General features: G+C 68.9%; 15 protein-coding genes and 2 pseudogenes. 10 read left to right on the top strand and 7 right to left on the bottom strand.

Annotated features, from left to right (window positions below; genetic code table 11):
* Nucleotides 1-73: 73 nt before the first annotated feature.
* The 5 genes and pseudogenes from B9D87_RS07920 to B9D87_RS07900 all read left to right on the top strand — a co-directional run bounded on the left by B9D87_RS07920 (nucleotide 74) and on the right by B9D87_RS07900 (nucleotide 3474).
* Nucleotides 74-463 carry a hypothetical protein gene (locus B9D87_RS07920; protein ID WP_007770726.1) on the top strand — a complete coding sequence of 130 codons (390 nt, stop codon included), beginning with the start codon at nucleotides 74-76 and terminating at the stop codon, nucleotides 461-463.
* A 102-nt stretch (nucleotides 464-565) separates the two neighbouring features.
* Nucleotides 566-1003 (top strand): SRPBCC family protein, encoded by a 438-nt coding sequence (locus tag B9D87_RS07915; protein WP_007770727.1) that lies wholly within the window; start codon nucleotides 566-568, stop codon nucleotides 1001-1003.
* Complete coding sequence (locus tag B9D87_RS07910; protein WP_193787391.1) at nucleotides 996-2276, top strand: ArsA family ATPase; 1281 nt, start codon at nucleotides 996-998, stop codon at nucleotides 2274-2276. Before B9D87_RS07915 ends, B9D87_RS07910 begins: the two co-directional genes overlap by 8 nt.
* Nucleotides 2273-2664, top strand: a pseudogene (locus tag B9D87_RS27435) (hypothetical protein). Before B9D87_RS07910 ends, B9D87_RS27435 begins: the two are co-directional and overlap by 4 nt.
* Nucleotides 2665-2748: 84 nt before the next feature.
* The gene (locus tag B9D87_RS07900) at nucleotides 2749-3474 is read left to right on the top strand and encodes a lysophospholipid acyltransferase family protein (RefSeq protein WP_007770734.1); all 726 of its coding nucleotides are present in this window, start codon (nucleotides 2749-2751) and stop codon (nucleotides 3472-3474) included.
* On the opposite strand, the gene B9D87_RS07895 is transcribed toward B9D87_RS07900, so the two are convergent.
* Nucleotides 3471-4763 carry a glycosyltransferase 87 family protein gene (locus tag B9D87_RS07895; protein WP_174320892.1) on the bottom strand — a complete coding sequence of 431 codons (1293 nt, stop codon included), beginning with the start codon at nucleotides 4761-4763 and terminating at the stop codon, nucleotides 3471-3473. The two genes, B9D87_RS07900 and B9D87_RS07895, sit on opposite strands and share 4 nt — an antisense overlap.
* 107 nt (nucleotides 4764-4870) lie before the next feature.
* Between B9D87_RS07895 and B9D87_RS07890 the strand changes: the two genes are divergently transcribed.
* The 3 genes from B9D87_RS07890 to B9D87_RS07880 all read left to right on the top strand — a co-directional run bounded on the left by B9D87_RS07890 (nucleotide 4871) and on the right by B9D87_RS07880 (nucleotide 7813).
* Entirely contained in the window at nucleotides 4871-5740 is an 870-nt protein-coding gene (locus B9D87_RS07890) for a hypothetical protein (RefSeq protein WP_372494644.1), read from the top strand.
* A 117-nt stretch (nucleotides 5741-5857) separates the two neighbouring features.
* Entirely contained in the window at nucleotides 5858-6340 is a 483-nt protein-coding gene (locus B9D87_RS07885; protein ID WP_007770739.1) for a polyadenylate-specific 3'-exoribonuclease AS, read from the top strand.
* A gap of 84 nt (nucleotides 6341-6424) precedes the next feature.
* Nucleotides 6425-7813, top strand: a complete 1389-nt coding sequence (locus B9D87_RS07880) for a class II 3-deoxy-7-phosphoheptulonate synthase (RefSeq protein WP_007770740.1) — start codon at nucleotides 6425-6427, stop codon at nucleotides 7811-7813.
* On the opposite strand, the gene B9D87_RS07875 is transcribed toward B9D87_RS07880, so the two are convergent.
* Nucleotides 7810-9261 (bottom strand): FAD-dependent oxidoreductase, encoded by a 1452-nt coding sequence (locus tag B9D87_RS07875; RefSeq protein ID WP_007770741.1) that lies wholly within the window; start codon nucleotides 9259-9261, stop codon nucleotides 7810-7812. The two genes, B9D87_RS07880 and B9D87_RS07875, sit on opposite strands and share 4 nt — an antisense overlap.
* A gap of 149 nt (nucleotides 9262-9410) precedes the next feature.
* Nucleotides 9411-10744 (bottom strand): annotated as a pseudogene (locus B9D87_RS07870) (protein kinase domain-containing protein).
* A gap of 80 nt (nucleotides 10745-10824) precedes the next feature.
* Here B9D87_RS07870 and B9D87_RS07865 point away from each other — a divergent pair.
* Nucleotides 10825-11229 (top strand): Rv2175c family DNA-binding protein, encoded by a 405-nt coding sequence (locus B9D87_RS07865; RefSeq protein WP_007770743.1) that lies wholly within the window; start codon nucleotides 10825-10827, stop codon nucleotides 11227-11229.
* Between the two features lie 10 nt (nucleotides 11230-11239).
* Here B9D87_RS07865 and B9D87_RS07860 read toward each other — a convergent pair whose 3' ends face one another.
* Nucleotides 11240-12781, bottom strand: coding sequence for an alpha-(1->6)-mannopyranosyltransferase A (locus tag B9D87_RS07860; protein WP_007770744.1), 1542 nt, complete (start codon nucleotides 12779-12781; stop codon nucleotides 11240-11242).
* A 4-nt stretch (nucleotides 12782-12785) separates the two neighbouring features.
* Nucleotides 12786-13835, bottom strand: a complete 1050-nt coding sequence (idsA2, locus tag B9D87_RS07855; protein WP_007770745.1) for a bifunctional (2E,6E)-farnesyl/geranyl diphosphate synthase — start codon at nucleotides 13833-13835, stop codon at nucleotides 12786-12788.
* A gap of 258 nt (nucleotides 13836-14093) precedes the next feature.
* Here idsA2 and B9D87_RS07850 point away from each other — a divergent pair, with 258 nt between their 5' ends.
* Complete coding sequence (locus B9D87_RS07850; RefSeq protein WP_007770746.1) at nucleotides 14094-14987, top strand: mycobacterial-type methylenetetrahydrofolate reductase; 894 nt, start codon at nucleotides 14094-14096, stop codon at nucleotides 14985-14987.
* Here the strand turns inward: B9D87_RS07850 and lppM are convergent.
* Together lppM and B9D87_RS07840 are read right to left on the bottom strand one after the other, a co-directional pair.
* Nucleotides 14984-15634 carry a lipoprotein LppM gene (gene lppM / locus B9D87_RS07845; protein WP_007770747.1) on the bottom strand — a complete coding sequence of 217 codons (651 nt, stop codon included), beginning with the start codon at nucleotides 15632-15634 and terminating at the stop codon, nucleotides 14984-14986. The two genes, B9D87_RS07850 and lppM, sit on opposite strands and share 4 nt — an antisense overlap.
* A gap of 142 nt (nucleotides 15635-15776) precedes the next feature.
* Nucleotides 15777-16385: a GNAT family N-acetyltransferase gene (locus B9D87_RS07840; RefSeq protein WP_007770748.1), complete on the bottom strand. Its 609-nt coding sequence runs from the start codon at nucleotides 16383-16385 to the stop codon at nucleotides 15777-15779.
* Between the last annotated feature and the right edge of the window lie 285 nt (nucleotides 16386-16670).

The following is a 16670-nucleotide window of genomic DNA, read 5'->3' as shown; positions in this document are numbered from 1 at the left end:
GTCCTCGATTGCCCGCCGCGGGTAGGGGCCGCCCTCGGCGAGGCGCAGCGTACCGGTGTGTGAAGCTGTGGTCATGAACAGCATCCAGATCGCGGATGAGACGTTTGTCGCCGCCGACGGCGCGCGGGTGGGCGCCGCGGTCGCCGACCAGTCGAGCTGGCGCCGCTGGTGGCCCGACCTGCGGCTGCAGGTCGTCGAGGATCGCAAGGAGAAGGGCATCCGGTGGTCGGTCACCGGCGCGCTGACCGGGACCATGGAGATCTGGCTGGAACCGTCGCTCGACGGCGTCGTGCTGCACTACTTTCTGCACGCGGAGCCGACCGGGGTGGCGGCCTGGCAGCTGGCCAAGCTGAACCTGGCGAAGATGACGCACCGCCGTCGGGTGGCGGGCAAGAAAATGGCCTTCGAGGTCAAGACGACACTGGAACGGTCACGTCCGGTCGGAGTTTCTCCGGTAGTTTAGCCGGGTCGGGTCCGCGCGGAGAGTACCGTGTCGGACCGAGACCCGCGGGGTCCCCCACATCGGAGGGGTCGATCCGTTCCCGGGAGAGAGGGCAGCAACCAGGTGGCGGAGAAGACGACGCAAACCATCTACATCGAAGCCGACCCGGCCACCGTGATGCAGGTGATCGCGGATATCGATTCCTACCCGCAGTGGATCTCGGAGTACAAGGAAGCCGAGGTTCAGGAGAAGGACGCCGACGGCTATCCCAAGGTCGCCCGGATCGTCATGGACGCCACGGTGATCAAGGACACGATGGTGATGTCCTACGAGTGGCCCAAGGATCGCCAGTCGGTGAGCTGGACGCTGGTGTCGAGCTCGCTGCTGCGTTCGCTCGAAGGCTCATATCGGTTGGCGGGCAAGGGATCCGGTACCGAGGTCACCTACGAACTCTCCGTCGACCTGGCTATGCCGATGATCGGCCTGCTCAAGCGCAAGGCCGAGCGCCGGTTGACCGACACCGCGCTGAAGGATCTCAAGAAACGAGTCGAGGCTGAGTGAGTCCACTGAATCCCGAGCGCCCGACCCGGCCCGGATCAGCCTATTCGTCGGCAAAGGCGGGGTAGGGAAGTCCACCCTGGCTTGCGCCACCGCTGTCGGCGCCGCGAGCGCCGGGCAGCGGGTGCTGGTGGTCTCCACCGACCAGGCGCACTCGCTCGGTGACGTCCTGGGCGTCACCGTGTCGCCCAGTCAGGGCGAAGCGGTGCGGGTGCTCGCCGACCTCGAAACCGGGCAGGCGGAGGCCGGCGGCGGGTTTCTCGACGCGCTGGCATTGGACACTTTGGCGCTGCTCGAGGCCCGGTGGCACGACGTCGTTGCAACCCTGGACCGGCGCTTTCCCGACTCGGAGCTGAGTACCATTGCGCCCGAAGAGCTTTCGGCGCTGCCCGGTGTTCAGGAGGTGCTCGGTCTGCACGCCGTCGGCGAGCTGGCGCGCTCGGGGGCATGGGATCGTGTTGTGGTCGACTGCGCATCGACCGCCGACGCCCTGCGGATGCTGACGCTGCCCGCCACCTTCGGGCTGTATGTCGAGCGGGCGTGGCCGCGGCATCGCCGGCTGTCCGTCACCGCCGACGACGCCCGGTCGGCGGCGGTGGTCGCGTTGCTCGAGCGGATCAGCTCGAGCGTGGAGTCGCTCAGCACGTTGCTCACCGACGGCGATCTGGTCAGCGCGCACCTGGTGCTGACGCCCGAGCGGGTGGTCGCGGCCGAGGCGGCCCGCACGCTGGGATCGCTGGCGCTGATGGGGGTGCGCGTCGAAGAGATGATTGTGAATCAGGTTCTGCTGCAAGATGACTCGTACGAATACCGGAACCTGCCCGATCATCCCGCCTTCTACTGGTACACCGAGCGCATCGCCGAGCAGCAGGGGGTGCTCGACGAGCTCGACGCCACCATCGGTGAGGTGGCGCTGGTGATGACCCCGCACCTGTCCGGCGAGCCGATCGGCCCCAAGGCGCTCAGCGGGCTGCTCGACGCCGCGCGGCGGCGCGGCGGCACGGCGCCGCCCGGACCGCTGCGGCCCACCGTGGACCTCGAATCCGGGACGGGTCTAGGGTCCATCTACCGAATGCGGCTAGCGTTGCCGCAACTCGATCCGTCGGCCCTGACGTTGGGCCGCGTCGATGACGATCTGATCATCAGCGCAGGCGGTTTGCGGCGCCGGGTTAGGTTGGCATCAGTACTTCGGCGGTGCACCGTGCTGGACGCACATCTGCGGGGTAGCGAGTTGACGGTGCGTTTTCGACCAGATCCGGAGGTGTGGCCTAAGTGAGTGGGGCTCATTCCGACATCGGTCCGGAACTGCGCAGGCTCGCCCAGACGATCCTGGACGGCATCGACCCCGCGGTGCGTGCGGCGGCGGCGCTGACGGCGGGTGCCGGCGTCGGCACCGGCAAGTGCCAGCAGGTGTGGTGCCCTGTGTGCGCGCTGGCCGCGTTGGCGACCGGCGACCAGCATCCGCTCCTGACCGCGATCGCCGACCACAGCATCGCCCTGCTCGAGGTGGTCCGCGACATCGTCAACGACATCGACCGGTCCGCCAAGCCGCCGCCGGAACCGCCGAACGGTCCGCCCGGCGGCGGCCCGGCGCGCCGGGAGACACCACGGACGCCGCGCCGCGGACCCGCTATCAGCCCATCCCGGTCACGCTCGAGGAGTGAGCGCGCTTGTCGCAGGTGGTCGGTTCGGGTGGGGATGGGTACAGTTGGCGCAGAACATCAGCGGTATAGCCGAGAGGGAGGGCCATGTGGTACTGGCTATTCAAGTACGTGCTCCTCGGCCCGCTGCTGTCATTGCTGGGCCGGCCGAAAGTTGAAGGCCTAGAACACGTTCCGAGTTCGGGGCCGGCGATCCTGGCCAGCAACCATCTTGCGGTGATGGACAGCTTCTACCTTCCGCTGGTGGTGCGGCGCCGCATCACGTTCTTGGCCAAGGCGGAATACTTCACCGGCACCGGTTTGAAGGGCTGGTTCCAGCGGTGGTTCTTCACCGCCGTCGGCCAGGTGCCGATCGACCGGACGGACGCCGACAGCGCCCAGGCGGCGTTGAACACCGCGCAGCAGGTGCTGAGCCAGGGCAAGTTGCTGGGCATGTACCCCGAGGGCACGCGGTCCCCGGACGGGCGGCTCTACAAGGGCAAGACGGGGCTGGCACGGCTGGCCCTTGAGACCGGTGTTCCGGTGATCCCGGTCGCGATGATCGGCACCAACGTCGTCAACCCGCCCGGGACGAACATGCTGCGGTTCGGCCGCGTCACCGTCCGCTTCGGCAAGCCGATGGACTTCTCCCGGTTCGACGGGCTGGCCGGCAACCGCTTCATCGAGCGGGCCGTCACCGACGAGGTGATCTACGAGCTGATGGGATTGTCCGGCCAGGAATACGTCGACATCTACGCGGCGAGCCTGAAAAAGAGCGGTAACGACGCGGCCGACGGCGAGGCCGCGCGGATTCCCGAGACCGCCGCCGGTTAGCCGACGGCGGTAACCGGCGCCAACTGCTGCGGCGCCGCATCCCGCGCGACACCGCGGGCGGTGACGGTGACTCCCACCGTGACGATGACCGCGAGCGCCCACCAGACGTAGGACATCCCGGCCAGCTGACGCCACCAGACCGCGCTGGCCTCGTGATGCTTGGGCAACAGGTCGATCGGGGACCAGCGCATCAGCGCAACCCCGATGACGCTGACCACCAGCAGCGCCGCGTTGCGGCGCCGCCAGCCCACGATCCCCGTCACCAGCACCGCCGGCAGCACCCAGACCCAGTGGTGCGACCAGGACACCGGCGACACCACCAACCCGAACAGCGCGACGCACACCAGCGCGAGCGTCGGCTCGTCGGCGTGTAGCACCCGTCGCATCGCCCACACCGTCACCGCCAGCACGAGCAGCGACGCGGCCACCCAGAGCAGGGACCGTTCCTGCTGTCCGAGCCCGAGCCGGGCCAGCGCGCCGGCGATGTTCTGGTCGGTGTTCAAGGACGCGGAACCGATGCGGTCGGTGTGCAGCAGGGTGTGCGTCCAATACTCCAAGGAGTCGTTCCACGCCAGCGCGAAACCCAGCAGCGTCGCCCCGGCGAAAGACGCCAGCGCGGTGAGCGCCGCGCGGTTGTCGCGCCGCAGCAGGAAATAGAGCAGGAACACCGCCGGGGTCAGCTTGAGCGCCATGCCCAGGCCCAGCAGCAGCCCGCGCGGCCACGGCGTGCGCCGCGGCAGACAGTCGGCGATCACCAGCGTCATCAGCACGACGTTGATCTGGCCGAAGGCGAAGTTCGAGCTGACCGGCTCCAGCCACACCGTGGCCGCGGCCGCGGCGACGATCGCCAGCCACCACCGGCGCACCCAGGCCGGGCCGGGCAGCACCGCGGAGGTGCTCCAGACGTCGAGGCGGGTCAGCAGAATCACGGTCGACACCACCAGCAGCACCAGCGTCAGCGCGGTGATCGCGACGCTCGCGGTGGGCATGTGCATCCACGCGAACGGGCAGAACACGATGGCCGCCAGCGGGGGATAGGTGAACGGCAGATCCACGATCGGCGTGTGGAACAGCACATCGCCGCGGTACAGCGGGTGGCCGTCCATCCAGGCCCGCGCGCCCATCTGATAGACGTCGATGTCGATGCGATAGGGCGTGTGCCCGAACAGCTGCCACGCCGCATAACCCAGCCCGGCGGCGGCCGCCAGCCAAGCCGGCACCCACCACAGCACCCACCCGGCGCCACGCTTACCTGGGAAGCCCGCCCTGGGCGCCTGCCGTGTACTCATGTCGCACAACAGCGTAATGGGTGCCGGGCCCCGACCCGCCTGGTGCAGCGCGGGTCCCACGGCCCCGGCGCGGACAGGCGTAGGTTTCAAGGGTGCTTCATTCGTTCGTGGCCGAGGTGACCCGATGGTTCGCCCATGACATCCACGACAGTGGCCACCTGCCGTTGCTGTGCTGCCTGGTCGCGTTCATCCTGACGTTCTTCGTCACCCGAACGTTCGTGCGGTTCATCCGCCACCGCGCCGAAACCGGCCGTCGCGCCCGGTGGTGGCACCCGCGCAACGTGCATGTCGGGGGAGTGCACATCCACCACGTGACCTTCGGGGTGGTCCTGACCCTGCTCTCCGGCCTGACGCTGGTCACGTTGTCCATCGACGGCAACGAGCCCGAGTTCATCATTACCGCAACCCTTTTCGGGATCGGGGCCGCCCTGGTTCTGGACGAGTATGCGTTGATCCTGCACCTGTCCGACGTCTACTGGTCCGAAGACGGCCGCACCTCGGTGGACGCCGTCTTCGCGGCGGTGGCGGTCGCCGGGCTGTTGATGCTGGGTCTGCACCCGCTGATGTTCTTCCTGCCGATCTGGCACGGCGCCGGCTCGACGGCGCTGCGGGCCGCGGTGGCCGGCGCGATGGCCTTGACCTTGCCGATGGCGGTCGTGGTGGTGCTCAAGGGCAAGGTGTGGACCGGCCTGCTGGGTATGTTTTTCGTCGTCCTGCTGGTCATCGGTGCCATCCGGCTGTCGCGCCCGCACGCGCCCTGGGCCCGCTGGCGGTATTCCACCCAGCCGGAGAAGATGCGCCGCGCGCTGCAACGCGAGCGGACGCTGCGCCGCCCGGTGGTGCGTGCCAAGCTGTACCTGCAGTGCGCGATCGCCGGCACGCCGCGGCTGCCCGACGAACGCACGGTCGACGCGACGCTCGACCACGAGATCCACCCCGCACCGGCACCCACCGGTCCCATCCTGATCAGCCGCTAGCCCGCCGCCTCCTCCATCGCGGCGTGCCGGCGCTCATCGTCGCCGGTGTCTGCCGATGGACCGGCTCCTCCTTCGCGCCGTGCCGGCGCTCATCGTCGCCGGTCTAGGCTGTCTCCGGTGCGGTACTTCTATGACACCGAATTCATCGAGGACGGCCGCACCATCGAGCTGATCTCCATCGGGGTGGCCGCCGAAGACGGCCGCGAGTACTACGCGGTGTCCACGGAATTCGACCCGGAGCGCGCCGGGCCCTGGGTGCGCGCCAACGTGTTGCCCAAACTGCCGCCGCCGGCGTCGCAGCTGTGGCGCTCCCGCCGCCAGATCCGCGAAGACCTGGAGGAGTTCTTCGGTGTCGGCGGTGCCGAGCCGATCGAACTGTGGGCGTGGGTAGCGGCCTATGACCACGTGGCCTTGTGCCAGTTGTGGGGGACCATGCCGGAGTTGCCGCGGTCCATCCCCCGCTTCACGCGCGAGCTGCGGCAACTGTGGGAGGACCGGGGCAGCCCTCGGATGCCGCCGCGGCCGTCCGACGCGCACGACGCCCTGGTCGACGCGCGCGATCAGCTCCGCCGATACCGGCTCATCACGTCCGGGGACTGAGCCGGTGGGCGGCCGGCCCGCCCGGTCGGCTTCGCGCAAATCGGCCCTGACCAGGGGCGTCCGCGCCCCAGCTAAGATGAACCGATGAACTGGACCGTCGACATACCGATCGATCAGCTGCCGCCACTGCCGCCGCTGCCGACCGATCTTCGGGCGCGGTTGGACGCGGCGCTGGCCAAACCGGCCGCGCAGCAGCCCAGCTGGCCCGCCGACCGGGCGACGGCGATGCGCACGGTCCTGGAGAGCGTGCCGCCGGTGACGGTGCCGTCGGAGATTGTCGTGTTGCAGGAGCAGCTGGCCCAGGTGGCGCGCGGCGAGGCGTTCCTGCTGCAGGGCGGTGACTGCGCGGAGACGTTCACCGAGAACACCGAACCCCACATCCGCGGCAATGTGCGCACCCTGCTGCAGATGGCGGTGGTGTTGACCTACGGCTCGAGCATGCCGGTGGTCAAGGTGGCCCGCATCGCGGGGCAGTACGCCAAGCCGCGCTCGGCCGACATCGACGCGCTGGGTTTGAAGTCCTACCGCGGCGACATGATCAACGGCTTCGCCCCGGACGCCGCCGTGCGAGAGCACGACCCGTCACGGTTGGTGCGCGCTTACGCCAACGCCAGCGCGGCGATGAATCTGGTTCGGGCGCTGACGTCTTCGGGGCTGGCCTCGCTGCACCTGGTGCACGACTGGAACCGCGAATTCGTCCGGACCTCGCCGGCCGGCGCACGGTACGAGGCGCTGGCCACCGAGATCGACCGCGGTCTGCGCTTCATGAGCGCCTGCGGCGTGGCCGACCGCAACCTGCAGACCGCCGAGATCTACGCCAGCCACGAGGCTTTGGTGCTCGACTACGAACGGTCCATGCTGCGCCTGTCCGAAGACGGCAGCGGCAAACCGCAGCTGTACGACCTGTCGGCGCACACCGTGTGGATCGGCGAGCGGACCCGCCAGCTCGACGGCGCGCACATCGCGTTTGCCGAGGTGATCGCCAACCCGATCGGCGTCAAGATCGGCCCGACGATCACCCCGGAGCTGGCCGTCGAATACGTCGAGCGGCTCGACCCGCACAACAAGCCCGGCCGGCTGACACTGGTGAGCAGGATGGGCAACAACAAGGTGCGTGATCTTTTACCGCCGATCGTGGAGAAGGTCCAGGCCACCGGTCACCAGGTGATCTGGCAGTGCGACCCCATGCACGGCAATACCCACGAATCGTCCAACGGCTACAAGACGCGGCACTTCGACCGCATCGTCGACGAGGTGCAGGGCTTCTTCGAAGTGCACCGCGCGCTGGGCACCCACCCGGGCGGCATTCACGTCGAGATCACCGGCGACAACGTCACCGAGTGTCTCGGTGGGGCGCAAGACATTTCGGACACCGACCTGGTCGGCCGTTACGAAACCGCCTGCGACCCAAGGCTCAACACCCAGCAGTCGCTGGAGTTGGCCTTCCTCGTCGCCGAGATGCTGCGCGACTAGCGGCGCACCGCAAGCCGCTGAATGGTCGGGTGTTGCGGCGCGACCGCGGCGGTGGCCGCGCGGCTTCGCTTCCGGGTGAACCGGGCTCGCAGGTTGCCCCACGCGATGCGGGGCAGCAGCGCGGGATCCCGGAGCCGCGACGGCGGGTCGATGAAGTTGAAGACTCGAAACAACCGCTCGGTCAGGACGACATCCTGGGTTGCGGCGTTCAGTGCCGCCCTGGACAGCCAGCCCTGCAGTCGCGGCCGCATCCCGTGCGGCCGGTTGACGCCGGAGGTCATCCGGTCTCTGGCCTGATTGGCGGCCCACGTCTCGCCGATGTAGTGGGCGGTGGCGCCGAAGAAGCGCTGTGCCAGATGCGCATCTCCCGCGCGCAGGCAATCGCGCAGGGTCAACGCCTCCAGCGCGGCGATCGTCATGCCCTGGCCGTAGGTCGGGTCAAGGCTGCACAGCGCGTCGCCGATCACCAGTAAACCCGCAGGGAAGTCGGCCATGTGGTCGTAGCGTCGCCAGATCGCGGCGGCGTGCTGATAGGTCACGGCTTCCCCGATGGGATATGCACCACGCAGGGCCTCGATGATGGCCGGGGGCAGCGACGGCTCGGCCATCGCGAGCATCGCGTCGAAATCGGTTGGTGGCTCGCCACTGTCGGCCGGCACCCCGATCGCCAGCATGAACGTGTCGTGCTCGTTGGCAAGCAACAAACCCCCCGGCCTGCCGCCGCCGGGGTTGAACATCACCAGCCGCTGGGCGATCGATCCCTCGGGCACGCTCAACTGCTGGCTCGCGTAGCCGTATCTGGCGACGGCGCGGTCCTCGGTCGGTCGTTCGTACCCCAGGCTCTCCAGGAACGCCGGCGTGCGCGCCGCGCGTCCCATGGCGTCGACCACCAGATCGGCGTCCAACGCGGTGAGAAAACCGTTGTAGCGCCGGGTAATCCGTACACCGTTGACGATGTCCGCGGTGGTGAGGAGTCCAGACACGTCGTGCCCGTCGAGGAATGTCACGTTGGGCAGGGCCTTGACCCGCCGGCGCAGGTGAAACTCCATGAACGGCCGGGTCGTCATGTGCAGCGCCAGCGCGTCCGGATCGGTGAACGCGCCCGAGTGTTTGAGCTCGTAGCGCCCGAAGCGCACGTAGAACCGCGAAACATCACCGTCGTCGACGACAACGGCTCCCGCCCTGGACAGGTCCTCGAGCAGGCCGGGGAACAGTTCCTCCAGCACCTGCAGGCCGCGGCTGTGGAAGTTGTGCACGTGGCGGCCCTGGGGGATGCCCCTGCGGTGGCAAGGGTAGTCGGGCAACCGGTCCCGCTCGACCACACTGACCGAATCGTAGAACTCCGAAAGTACGCGCGCGGCAAGCAAACCCGCCATTCCGGCACCCAGTACCACCGCGTGCTCGCCGAGCCGGTTCGGCGAGTCGAGGCTATGCGTTGTCGAACCCATGCAGAAGTACGGTACACCAAAATTAAGAAAAATAAGAGAACTTTGTGATTACGTTAAGATTCGTGTCGCCGGGAGCGCCGTCGACCCGCCGGACTGCCGATCGGGCGGGAGGCGCGTGCTTGCCGGGCGGGCGCCGGCCGCGTGGTCCGCTACAGCAGTCCGTTCAGGTTGCTTCCGATCGTCCACGCCGCGGCGGCGACCAGTCCGGTGATCGCCAGCACCAGCGCCACCCAGACCAGCACCATGCGCCGGTTATGCTGGCGCGCCCAGACGAATTCGCTGATCGGGATCCCCGCGAATTCGCCTGTGACCGACTCATATTCGTAATCGTGCTCGTCGTCGTCCTCGTCGTCGGTCTGCGCCGGGCGGACCGGCTCCGCCCAGTCCTCGGGCCCCGCGTCAACTGGCGAGTGGGCTGACGCACCGGCGCCGGGCCCGGCGGCTTGGGCTGCTGCTGCGCGGCGGGCGGCCGCTGGGCGGCCTGGCTGCGCTGCAGCGCCGCCGACCGGTGTTGCGCGGAGTTGCGGGGCGCTGGCACCCGAAAGTCCGGCAGCGCAAGCTCTTCGGCGATCGCATCGAGGTCGGTGCGCATCTCGATCGCGTCGGCATACCGTTCGGCCGGGTCGCGCGACGTCGCGCGCTCGACGAATTCGTCGAACTGCGCGGGCACACCGTCGATGACCGCGCTGGGCGGCGGCACGTCGGTGTCCAGCCGCTGGTAGGCGAGCGACAACGGCGAGTCACCGGTGAACGGGGTGCGCCCGGTCAGCAGCTCATAGGTCATGATCCCCGCGGAGTACACGTCGCTGCGCGGGCTGGCGTCACCGTCACGCACCTGCTCGGGTGACAGGTAGGCCGCGGTGCCCAAAATCACGCTGGTGGAGGTGATTCCGGCGGCCGCGACGGCCCGGACCAACCCGAAGTCGGCGATTTTCACCTCGCCCTCGTCGGAGATCAGCACGTTCTCGGGCTTGACGTCGCGATGCACCAGGCCGGCCCGGTGCGCGGCGGCCAGCCCGCCGAGCACCGGACGGAGCACCGCCGCCACGGCGTACGGCGGCATGGGTCCGCGTTCGCCCAGCAGTTCGCGCAGCGTGCCACCCTCGATGAGCTCCATCACCAGAAACGGGTGCCGGGCGTCCAGGCCCTGGTCATAGACCGCCACCAGCCCGGGATCCTTCAGCCGGGCCACGGTTTGTGCCTCGCGCTGGAAGCGGGTCAGGAATTGCTCGTCGCCGGCGTAGCGGGAATCCATCACCTTGACCGCGACCGGGCGGTCGAGTCGGGTGTCCAGGCCGCGATACACCGTCGACGTGCCGCCGCTGGCGATCCTGGACTGGACCAGGTAGCGGCCGTCCAGCAAAGTGTTGTCCAGCGGGTCGACCGATCCGGACCCGGGTCGGCGACGCTGCGGGTCGGGCCGGCCCGGGGCCGGTGTCCCGCCCGCTCGCGGGCCAGCGCCGGGCGATTCAGCTTGGGCCACGGGGCCATCGTAGGTGCGCGGCCGTAATTGGCCGGTAGAACACGGGCTCAAGGTGCGCATCTAGGCCTACACTTGCCCGGATGAGCAGTATTCCTGCCGGCGACGACGTGCTGGAACCCGACGAGCCGATCTATGACCTGAAGCGGGTCGCCGAGTTGATGGGGGTGCCGGTCACCAAGGTGCACCAGCAACTCCGGGAGGGGCACCTGGTTGCGGTCCGCCGCGACGAGGGACTGGTGGTGCCGCAGGTGTTCTTCACCAAGTCCGGTGAGGTGGTCAAGAGCCTGCCGGGATTGCTGACGATCCTGCACGACGGCGGTTACCACGACACCGAGATCGTGCGCTGGCTGTTCACCCGGGACCCGTCGTTGACGGTCACCCGCGACGGCAGCCGGGATGCCCTCAACAACGCCCGTCCCGTCGACGCCCTGCACGCCCACCAGGCGCGGGAAGTCGTGCGCCGGGCGCAGGCGATGGCCTACTGAACCCGCTCGCTCAACCGGTGGTGACGTCGGCCCGATCGGCCTGCCGCGCGGGAGCCCGGTACAGGCTGTACCCGGCGATCAGCGCGCACGCGGTGGCCAGCGAGAAGTGCAGCCACGAGTACATGCCATGCGAGCCATCGGGTTTGAAGATCACCATCACCCAAGTCGACAGGCCGCCGATGATCGAGACCGCCCGGCGCGACTGGGCCAGCGGGGCCACAATCGCCAGCGGCCACGAGTAGTACCAGGGCAGGGCGGCCGGCACGAACAGCACCACGATCAGCATCGACCACGCGATGCCGGTCAGCGCGGCCCGGTCGTCGCGGCGGAACCGCCACCACAACAGCGGCAGCGAGATCGCGATGACCGCGATGCCGACCAGCCGGGTGACGCGCAGGATCGGGTAGAAGCTCACCGGGAAGAACCCGCTGCCGATCGCGTGGATCAGGTTGGCGGCGGCCGTCGGCACGGTCAGCCAGTTGATGATTTTCACCGATCCGGCCAGCGCGGTCAGCCAGCCCAGGCCGACGCCGGCGACCGCGGACAGGATCGCGAACACCACGGCGAAGATCAGCAGCGACAGCGCCGTAGCCGCGAAAAACGCTGGCACCGGCCGATATCCCCGCCGCTCGCGCAGGTGCCGCATCCACACCCACACCAGGAACGGCAGGGCGATGCCTGCGGTGGCCTTGACCGCGATGGCGACGGTGATCAGCGCGATGCCCGCCACGTGGCGGCCCGCGAACGTCAGCGCGATGCCGGCGGCCATCAGCCCCACCATCAGCATCTCGTTGTGCACCCCGCCCATCAGATGGATGAGCACCAGGGGATTGAGCACACAGATCCACAGCGCCGTCGAACCGTCGGTGCCCAGATGCCGCGCCACCCGGGGCGTCGCCCAGACCAGCAGCATCAGACCGGGCAGCATGCACAGCCGCAACAACGCGGTGCCCGCCACCACGTTGTTGCCCACGACGATGGTGATGATCTTCGCCACCAGGATGAACACCGGGCCGTAGGGCGCGGTCGTGATCGACCAGATGGGACTGACGTTGTCCAGCAGGCTGTTTGGGTTGGCGACCGGCCCCACCGCGTACGGGTCCAGGCCGTCGCGCAGCAGCGCGCCCTGCGCCAGATACGAGTAGGTGTCCCGGCTGAACACGGGCACCGACACCAGCAGCGGTGCCAGCCAGAAGCCGGTGGTGGCTTTCATGACGAACTCGCTCGCCTCGCCGGCCAGCACCCGGCGCCCCAGGGCCAGCCACGCGATCAGCATCAGCCCGACGCCGGTCCACAACACGATCGACGACAGCACCAGGCCGTGGCCAAAACGCAACCAGGACATGTGCATCGACTCGAGCAGCGGGTCGTGCTGACGGGTGCTGCCCGCGCCCAGCCCGCCCAGGGTGATCAGCACCGATCCCAGCCCGCCCAGCTTCGCAGGACCGGAGTCGCCGGACGCCACGAACGCCCTCAGCTGGGAAAACCATTCGCCGCGAGAGGGTTTGGCGGCCGGTGAGTCCGCTGCCGGGGCGTCGGTGGGCGTCGTCATCGGTTCAGGCGGACCGGTTCGTGGCCAGCTTGGCCAGTTCGGACAGTCCCGCTTTGGCCGCGGTGTTGATGGGCGCGGCCGCCAGCGTGGCCAGCGCCCGCTGGGTCAGCGTGGCGATCCGTTGCTCGGCGGCGGCCAGGGCGCCCACCGACTCGATGACGTCGCGCAGCCGATCCACTTGCGCGTCGGTCAGCGCGGCCCCGATCGAGGTGCGTAACAGGTTGGCCGCCACCGGGTCCGACTTCTCCGCCAGCTCCACCGCCTCGGCCAGCAGTACGGTGCGCTTGCCGGATCGCAGGTCGTCCCCGGACGGCTTGCCGGTGACCGCGGGATCACCGAAAACTCCCAGCACGTCGTCGCGCAACTGAAACGCCACCCCCAGGTCCGTGCCGAACTGGCTGAAGACGTCGTGGACGTCGGGCCGGTCGGCCGCGGCGGCCGCCCCGAGTTGCAGCGGCCGGGACACGGTGTAGCAGGCGGTCTTGAAGGTGTCGACGTTCATCGCCGAGGCGATCGAGGCGGCCGCGCTGGCCTCGGCGACGATGTCGAGGTACTGCCCGCCGAGCACCTCGGTGCGGATGTTGGCCCACACCCGGCGCACCCGCCTGGAAGCCTGCGGCGTCAACTCGACGCCGAAGACGATGTCGTCGGCCCAGGCCAGAGCGAGGTCACCGAGCAGGATGGCGGCCGAAACGCCGAACTGCTCCGCCGAGCCCTGCCAGTGCCGATCGCGATGCAGCGCCGCGAACTGGACGTGCGTGGTCGGCCGGCCCCGGCGGGTCGAGGAGTCGTCGATCACGTCGTCGTGCACCAGCGCGCAGGCGTGCAGCAGCTCGAGTGCTGAAAACAGCAGCAGCGCTTGCTCATCGGGTGCTTCGGTGGTCACGGCGCGCCAGCCCCAATAGGCGAACGCGGGCCGTAACCGCTTGCCCCCGTTGAGTACGAAATCTTCCAGCGCGGCGATCAGACCGCTGTAGTCGTCACCGATGTACGCGGTTTCGGTGCGCCGGTCATGCATGTACCGACGCAATTGGTCGGTGATGGCGCCGGTCAACTCGACGGTTGCCGCTGCTTCTGAAGCTCCTAGGCTCAGCGCGGCGCCCCTTTCTGCTCGGCTGGCTGGGTGATCCAGGCCCGACCAGTGTATTCGCCGCGTCACCGGAGCCGCTTCGCACGTGACCCGGGCGGGGTGGACCCAGTTGCTTCGCCTGCCTCACTAACCCGCCCCTATGCTGGCGGGTGCGCTGGACCCGCGCGCAGACCGCGCGGCGACCAGCCCCGGGCCAACAGTCGTCAGATGGAGAGAAGCCGCGTGACCCTCAACACCATTGCGCTCGAGCTGGTGCCGCCGAACGCCGACGAGGGGCGCGAGCGGGCACTCGAAGAGGCGCAGAAAGTGGTGCGGAATTCGGCCGAGGCCGGCCTGGACGGCCGGATCCGGCACGTGATGATTCCGGGGATCATCGCCGAGGACGACGACCGTCCCATCCAGATGAAGCCGAAGCTGGACGTGCTCGAGTTCTGGTCGGTGGTCAGGCCGGAACTGCCGGGCATCAAGGGCCTGTGCACGCAGGTGACCGCGTTCATGGACGAGCCGTCGCTGCGCACGCGGCTGACCGAGCTGACATCGGCCGGGATGGAAGGCGTGGTGTTCGTCGGCGTGCCGCGCACCATGAACGACGGCGAAGGTTCCGGCGTCGCGCCCACCGACGCCCTGTCGATCTACCGCGAGCTGCTGAGCAACCGCGGCGTCATCCTGATCCCCACTCGCGACGGCGAACAGGGCCGGTTCAACTTCAAGTGCGACCAGGGCGCCACCTACGGGATGACCCAGCTGTTGTACTCCGACGCGATCGTGGGCTTCCTGACCGAGTTCGCCCGTCAGACCGATCATCGGCCGGAGATCCTGCTGTCGTTCGGCTTCGTCCCGAAGATGGAGAGCCGGGTCGGACTGATCAACTGGCTGATCCAGGACCCGGGCAATCCGGCGGTGGCCGCGGAGCAGGAGTTCGTCAAGGAGCTGGCCGCCGGCGAACCGGCGCAGAAGCGCCGGCAGATGGTCGACCTCTACAAACGCGTCATCGACGGCGTCGCGGAGCTCGGCTTCCCGCTGAGCATCCACCTCGAGGCGACCTACGGGAACTCCGGGCCGGCCTTCCAGACCTTCGCGGAGATGCTCGCCTACTGGTCGCCGACCCCCGGTTAATCGGGCGGCGGTTGGTCGCGCGGCGCGGTCAGCCGCGGTGACCTGTCCCGGCTGACCCAGGCCAGCAGCCCCACCACGCCCGCGGCCGCGAACGACGCGATGCACAGCCACACCACCGCACCGGTGAAGGACCGGGTGTTGGGGTCGGTGTAGCGGGCCTGGGCGGTCATGGTGGTCACCACGCCCGGCTTGAGCTTCCACGTCACGACGTCGGGTTCGGCCCGGTCGCCGTTGGTGGAGGTCACGACGCCGGGGAAGGCCACCGTCAGCTCGACGTCGGCCTCGGGGTCGGTCAGCGAGGTCAGATCCGCCCGGCCCTCGAGGATCACCAGGTTGCCGTTGCGGCGCAGCGTCAGGTTCACCCCGGAGGCGTCGGAGTTCATGTTGGCCAGCTGCGGCAACTCGGCGAACGTCAGATCGGAGAACACCGCCTGCGAGCCGACGTAGCCGTCGCTGTCGTAGTTCGACACCGCCACCTTCTGGCTGAACGGCAGGTTGTTGCTGTCCAGCTGGGGACCGGTGTCCTTGGAGGTCTTGGGTTTGGCGGCGGCGACGATCTCGCCGGACACCAGGTCGTCGGGGGAGATGGTGAGCGATGCCCGGACCCGCAGGCATCCGGTGGCCAACGGCACCACCAGCAGCAGCATCGCGATGGCCGTCAGGCGGCGCCGGCGAGCTCGAGACGCTCGGGATCCTCGGCTGCGGGGCGGAACAGAGCTGGCTCGCACCAGGTCATCGTGCCAGATCCGATGTGCCACTTAAATAAGTGGCGTGCGGCGAGTTCGGCGGTTACAGCGGGAGCTTGCGGCCCAAGATCGCAAAGGCCCGCGGGTCGCCGGCGAAGTGGTAGCCGCGGATGACGTCGGTGAAGCCCAGGCGCCGGTACAACCGCCAGGCGCGGTTGGGCTCGCCGTTGGTTTCCGGCGTCGAGAGCAGCACGTTCCGCTCGGCGCGACCGGCGAGCAGCCGCCGGGCCAGCGCCTCGCCGAGGCCGCGGCCCTGGGCGCGGGGATGGATGTGCAGCTCGGTCAGCTCGAAGTAGCTGTCCATCAGCCGGGAAATCTCCTGGGGCGGCGCGCCGCCGCGCTGCATGCCCAGCACCACCTGCTGCTGCCACCACTGCCCGGGCGCGCCGGGGTAGCCGTAGGCCACCCCGAGCAGCGGGGCGCTGGCCAGGTCCTCCGCCGAGGGCGGTTGTGCGCCTGCGTCTTCGGCTCCCTGCGTCTCGACAACGCCGGCGCCCTGCCAGCCGCGCCGCCGGATGTGTTCCAGCCACATCGCGGCGCGCTGGTTCTCGGTACCCCGCGGGTAGCGCATCGCATCGACGTATACCGCCAGGGCGTCGCCCAGGCGCCGCTCCATGTCGTGCGGAAGCAGATCGATGAGGAATATCGCCAACTCGCGGTCTCCTCCTCGTCGGTGATCTCGGCTCGCGCGGCGCCTCGACATCATGTGGTCGCTGTGGACCGGGCCGTCATCGCCCATTATCGGACCCGTGTGGGACGAGCCGACGGGCGGTCGTGGCACCGGAGCGAGGAACGGTCAGGTTTGGGAAGCCGGTTGTAGCGCACGGTCGTTGCGGTCTGGCGGTGGGTGCAGAGGCGGCCGGGATAGAATCGGCGCCGAACCAGTGGTATGGGGCAGATTGACCTCGTATCATTCAATTAGTTGCCCCCGCAACGG

It is taken from the genome of Mycobacterium colombiense CECT 3035 (genome assembly GCF_002105755.1).
GTDB lineage: Bacteria > Actinomycetota > Actinomycetes > Mycobacteriales > Mycobacteriaceae > Mycobacterium > Mycobacterium colombiense.
The sequence above is the reverse complement of the archived record's forward strand: the minus strand, read 5'-3'. Positions and strand labels throughout refer to the sequence as shown.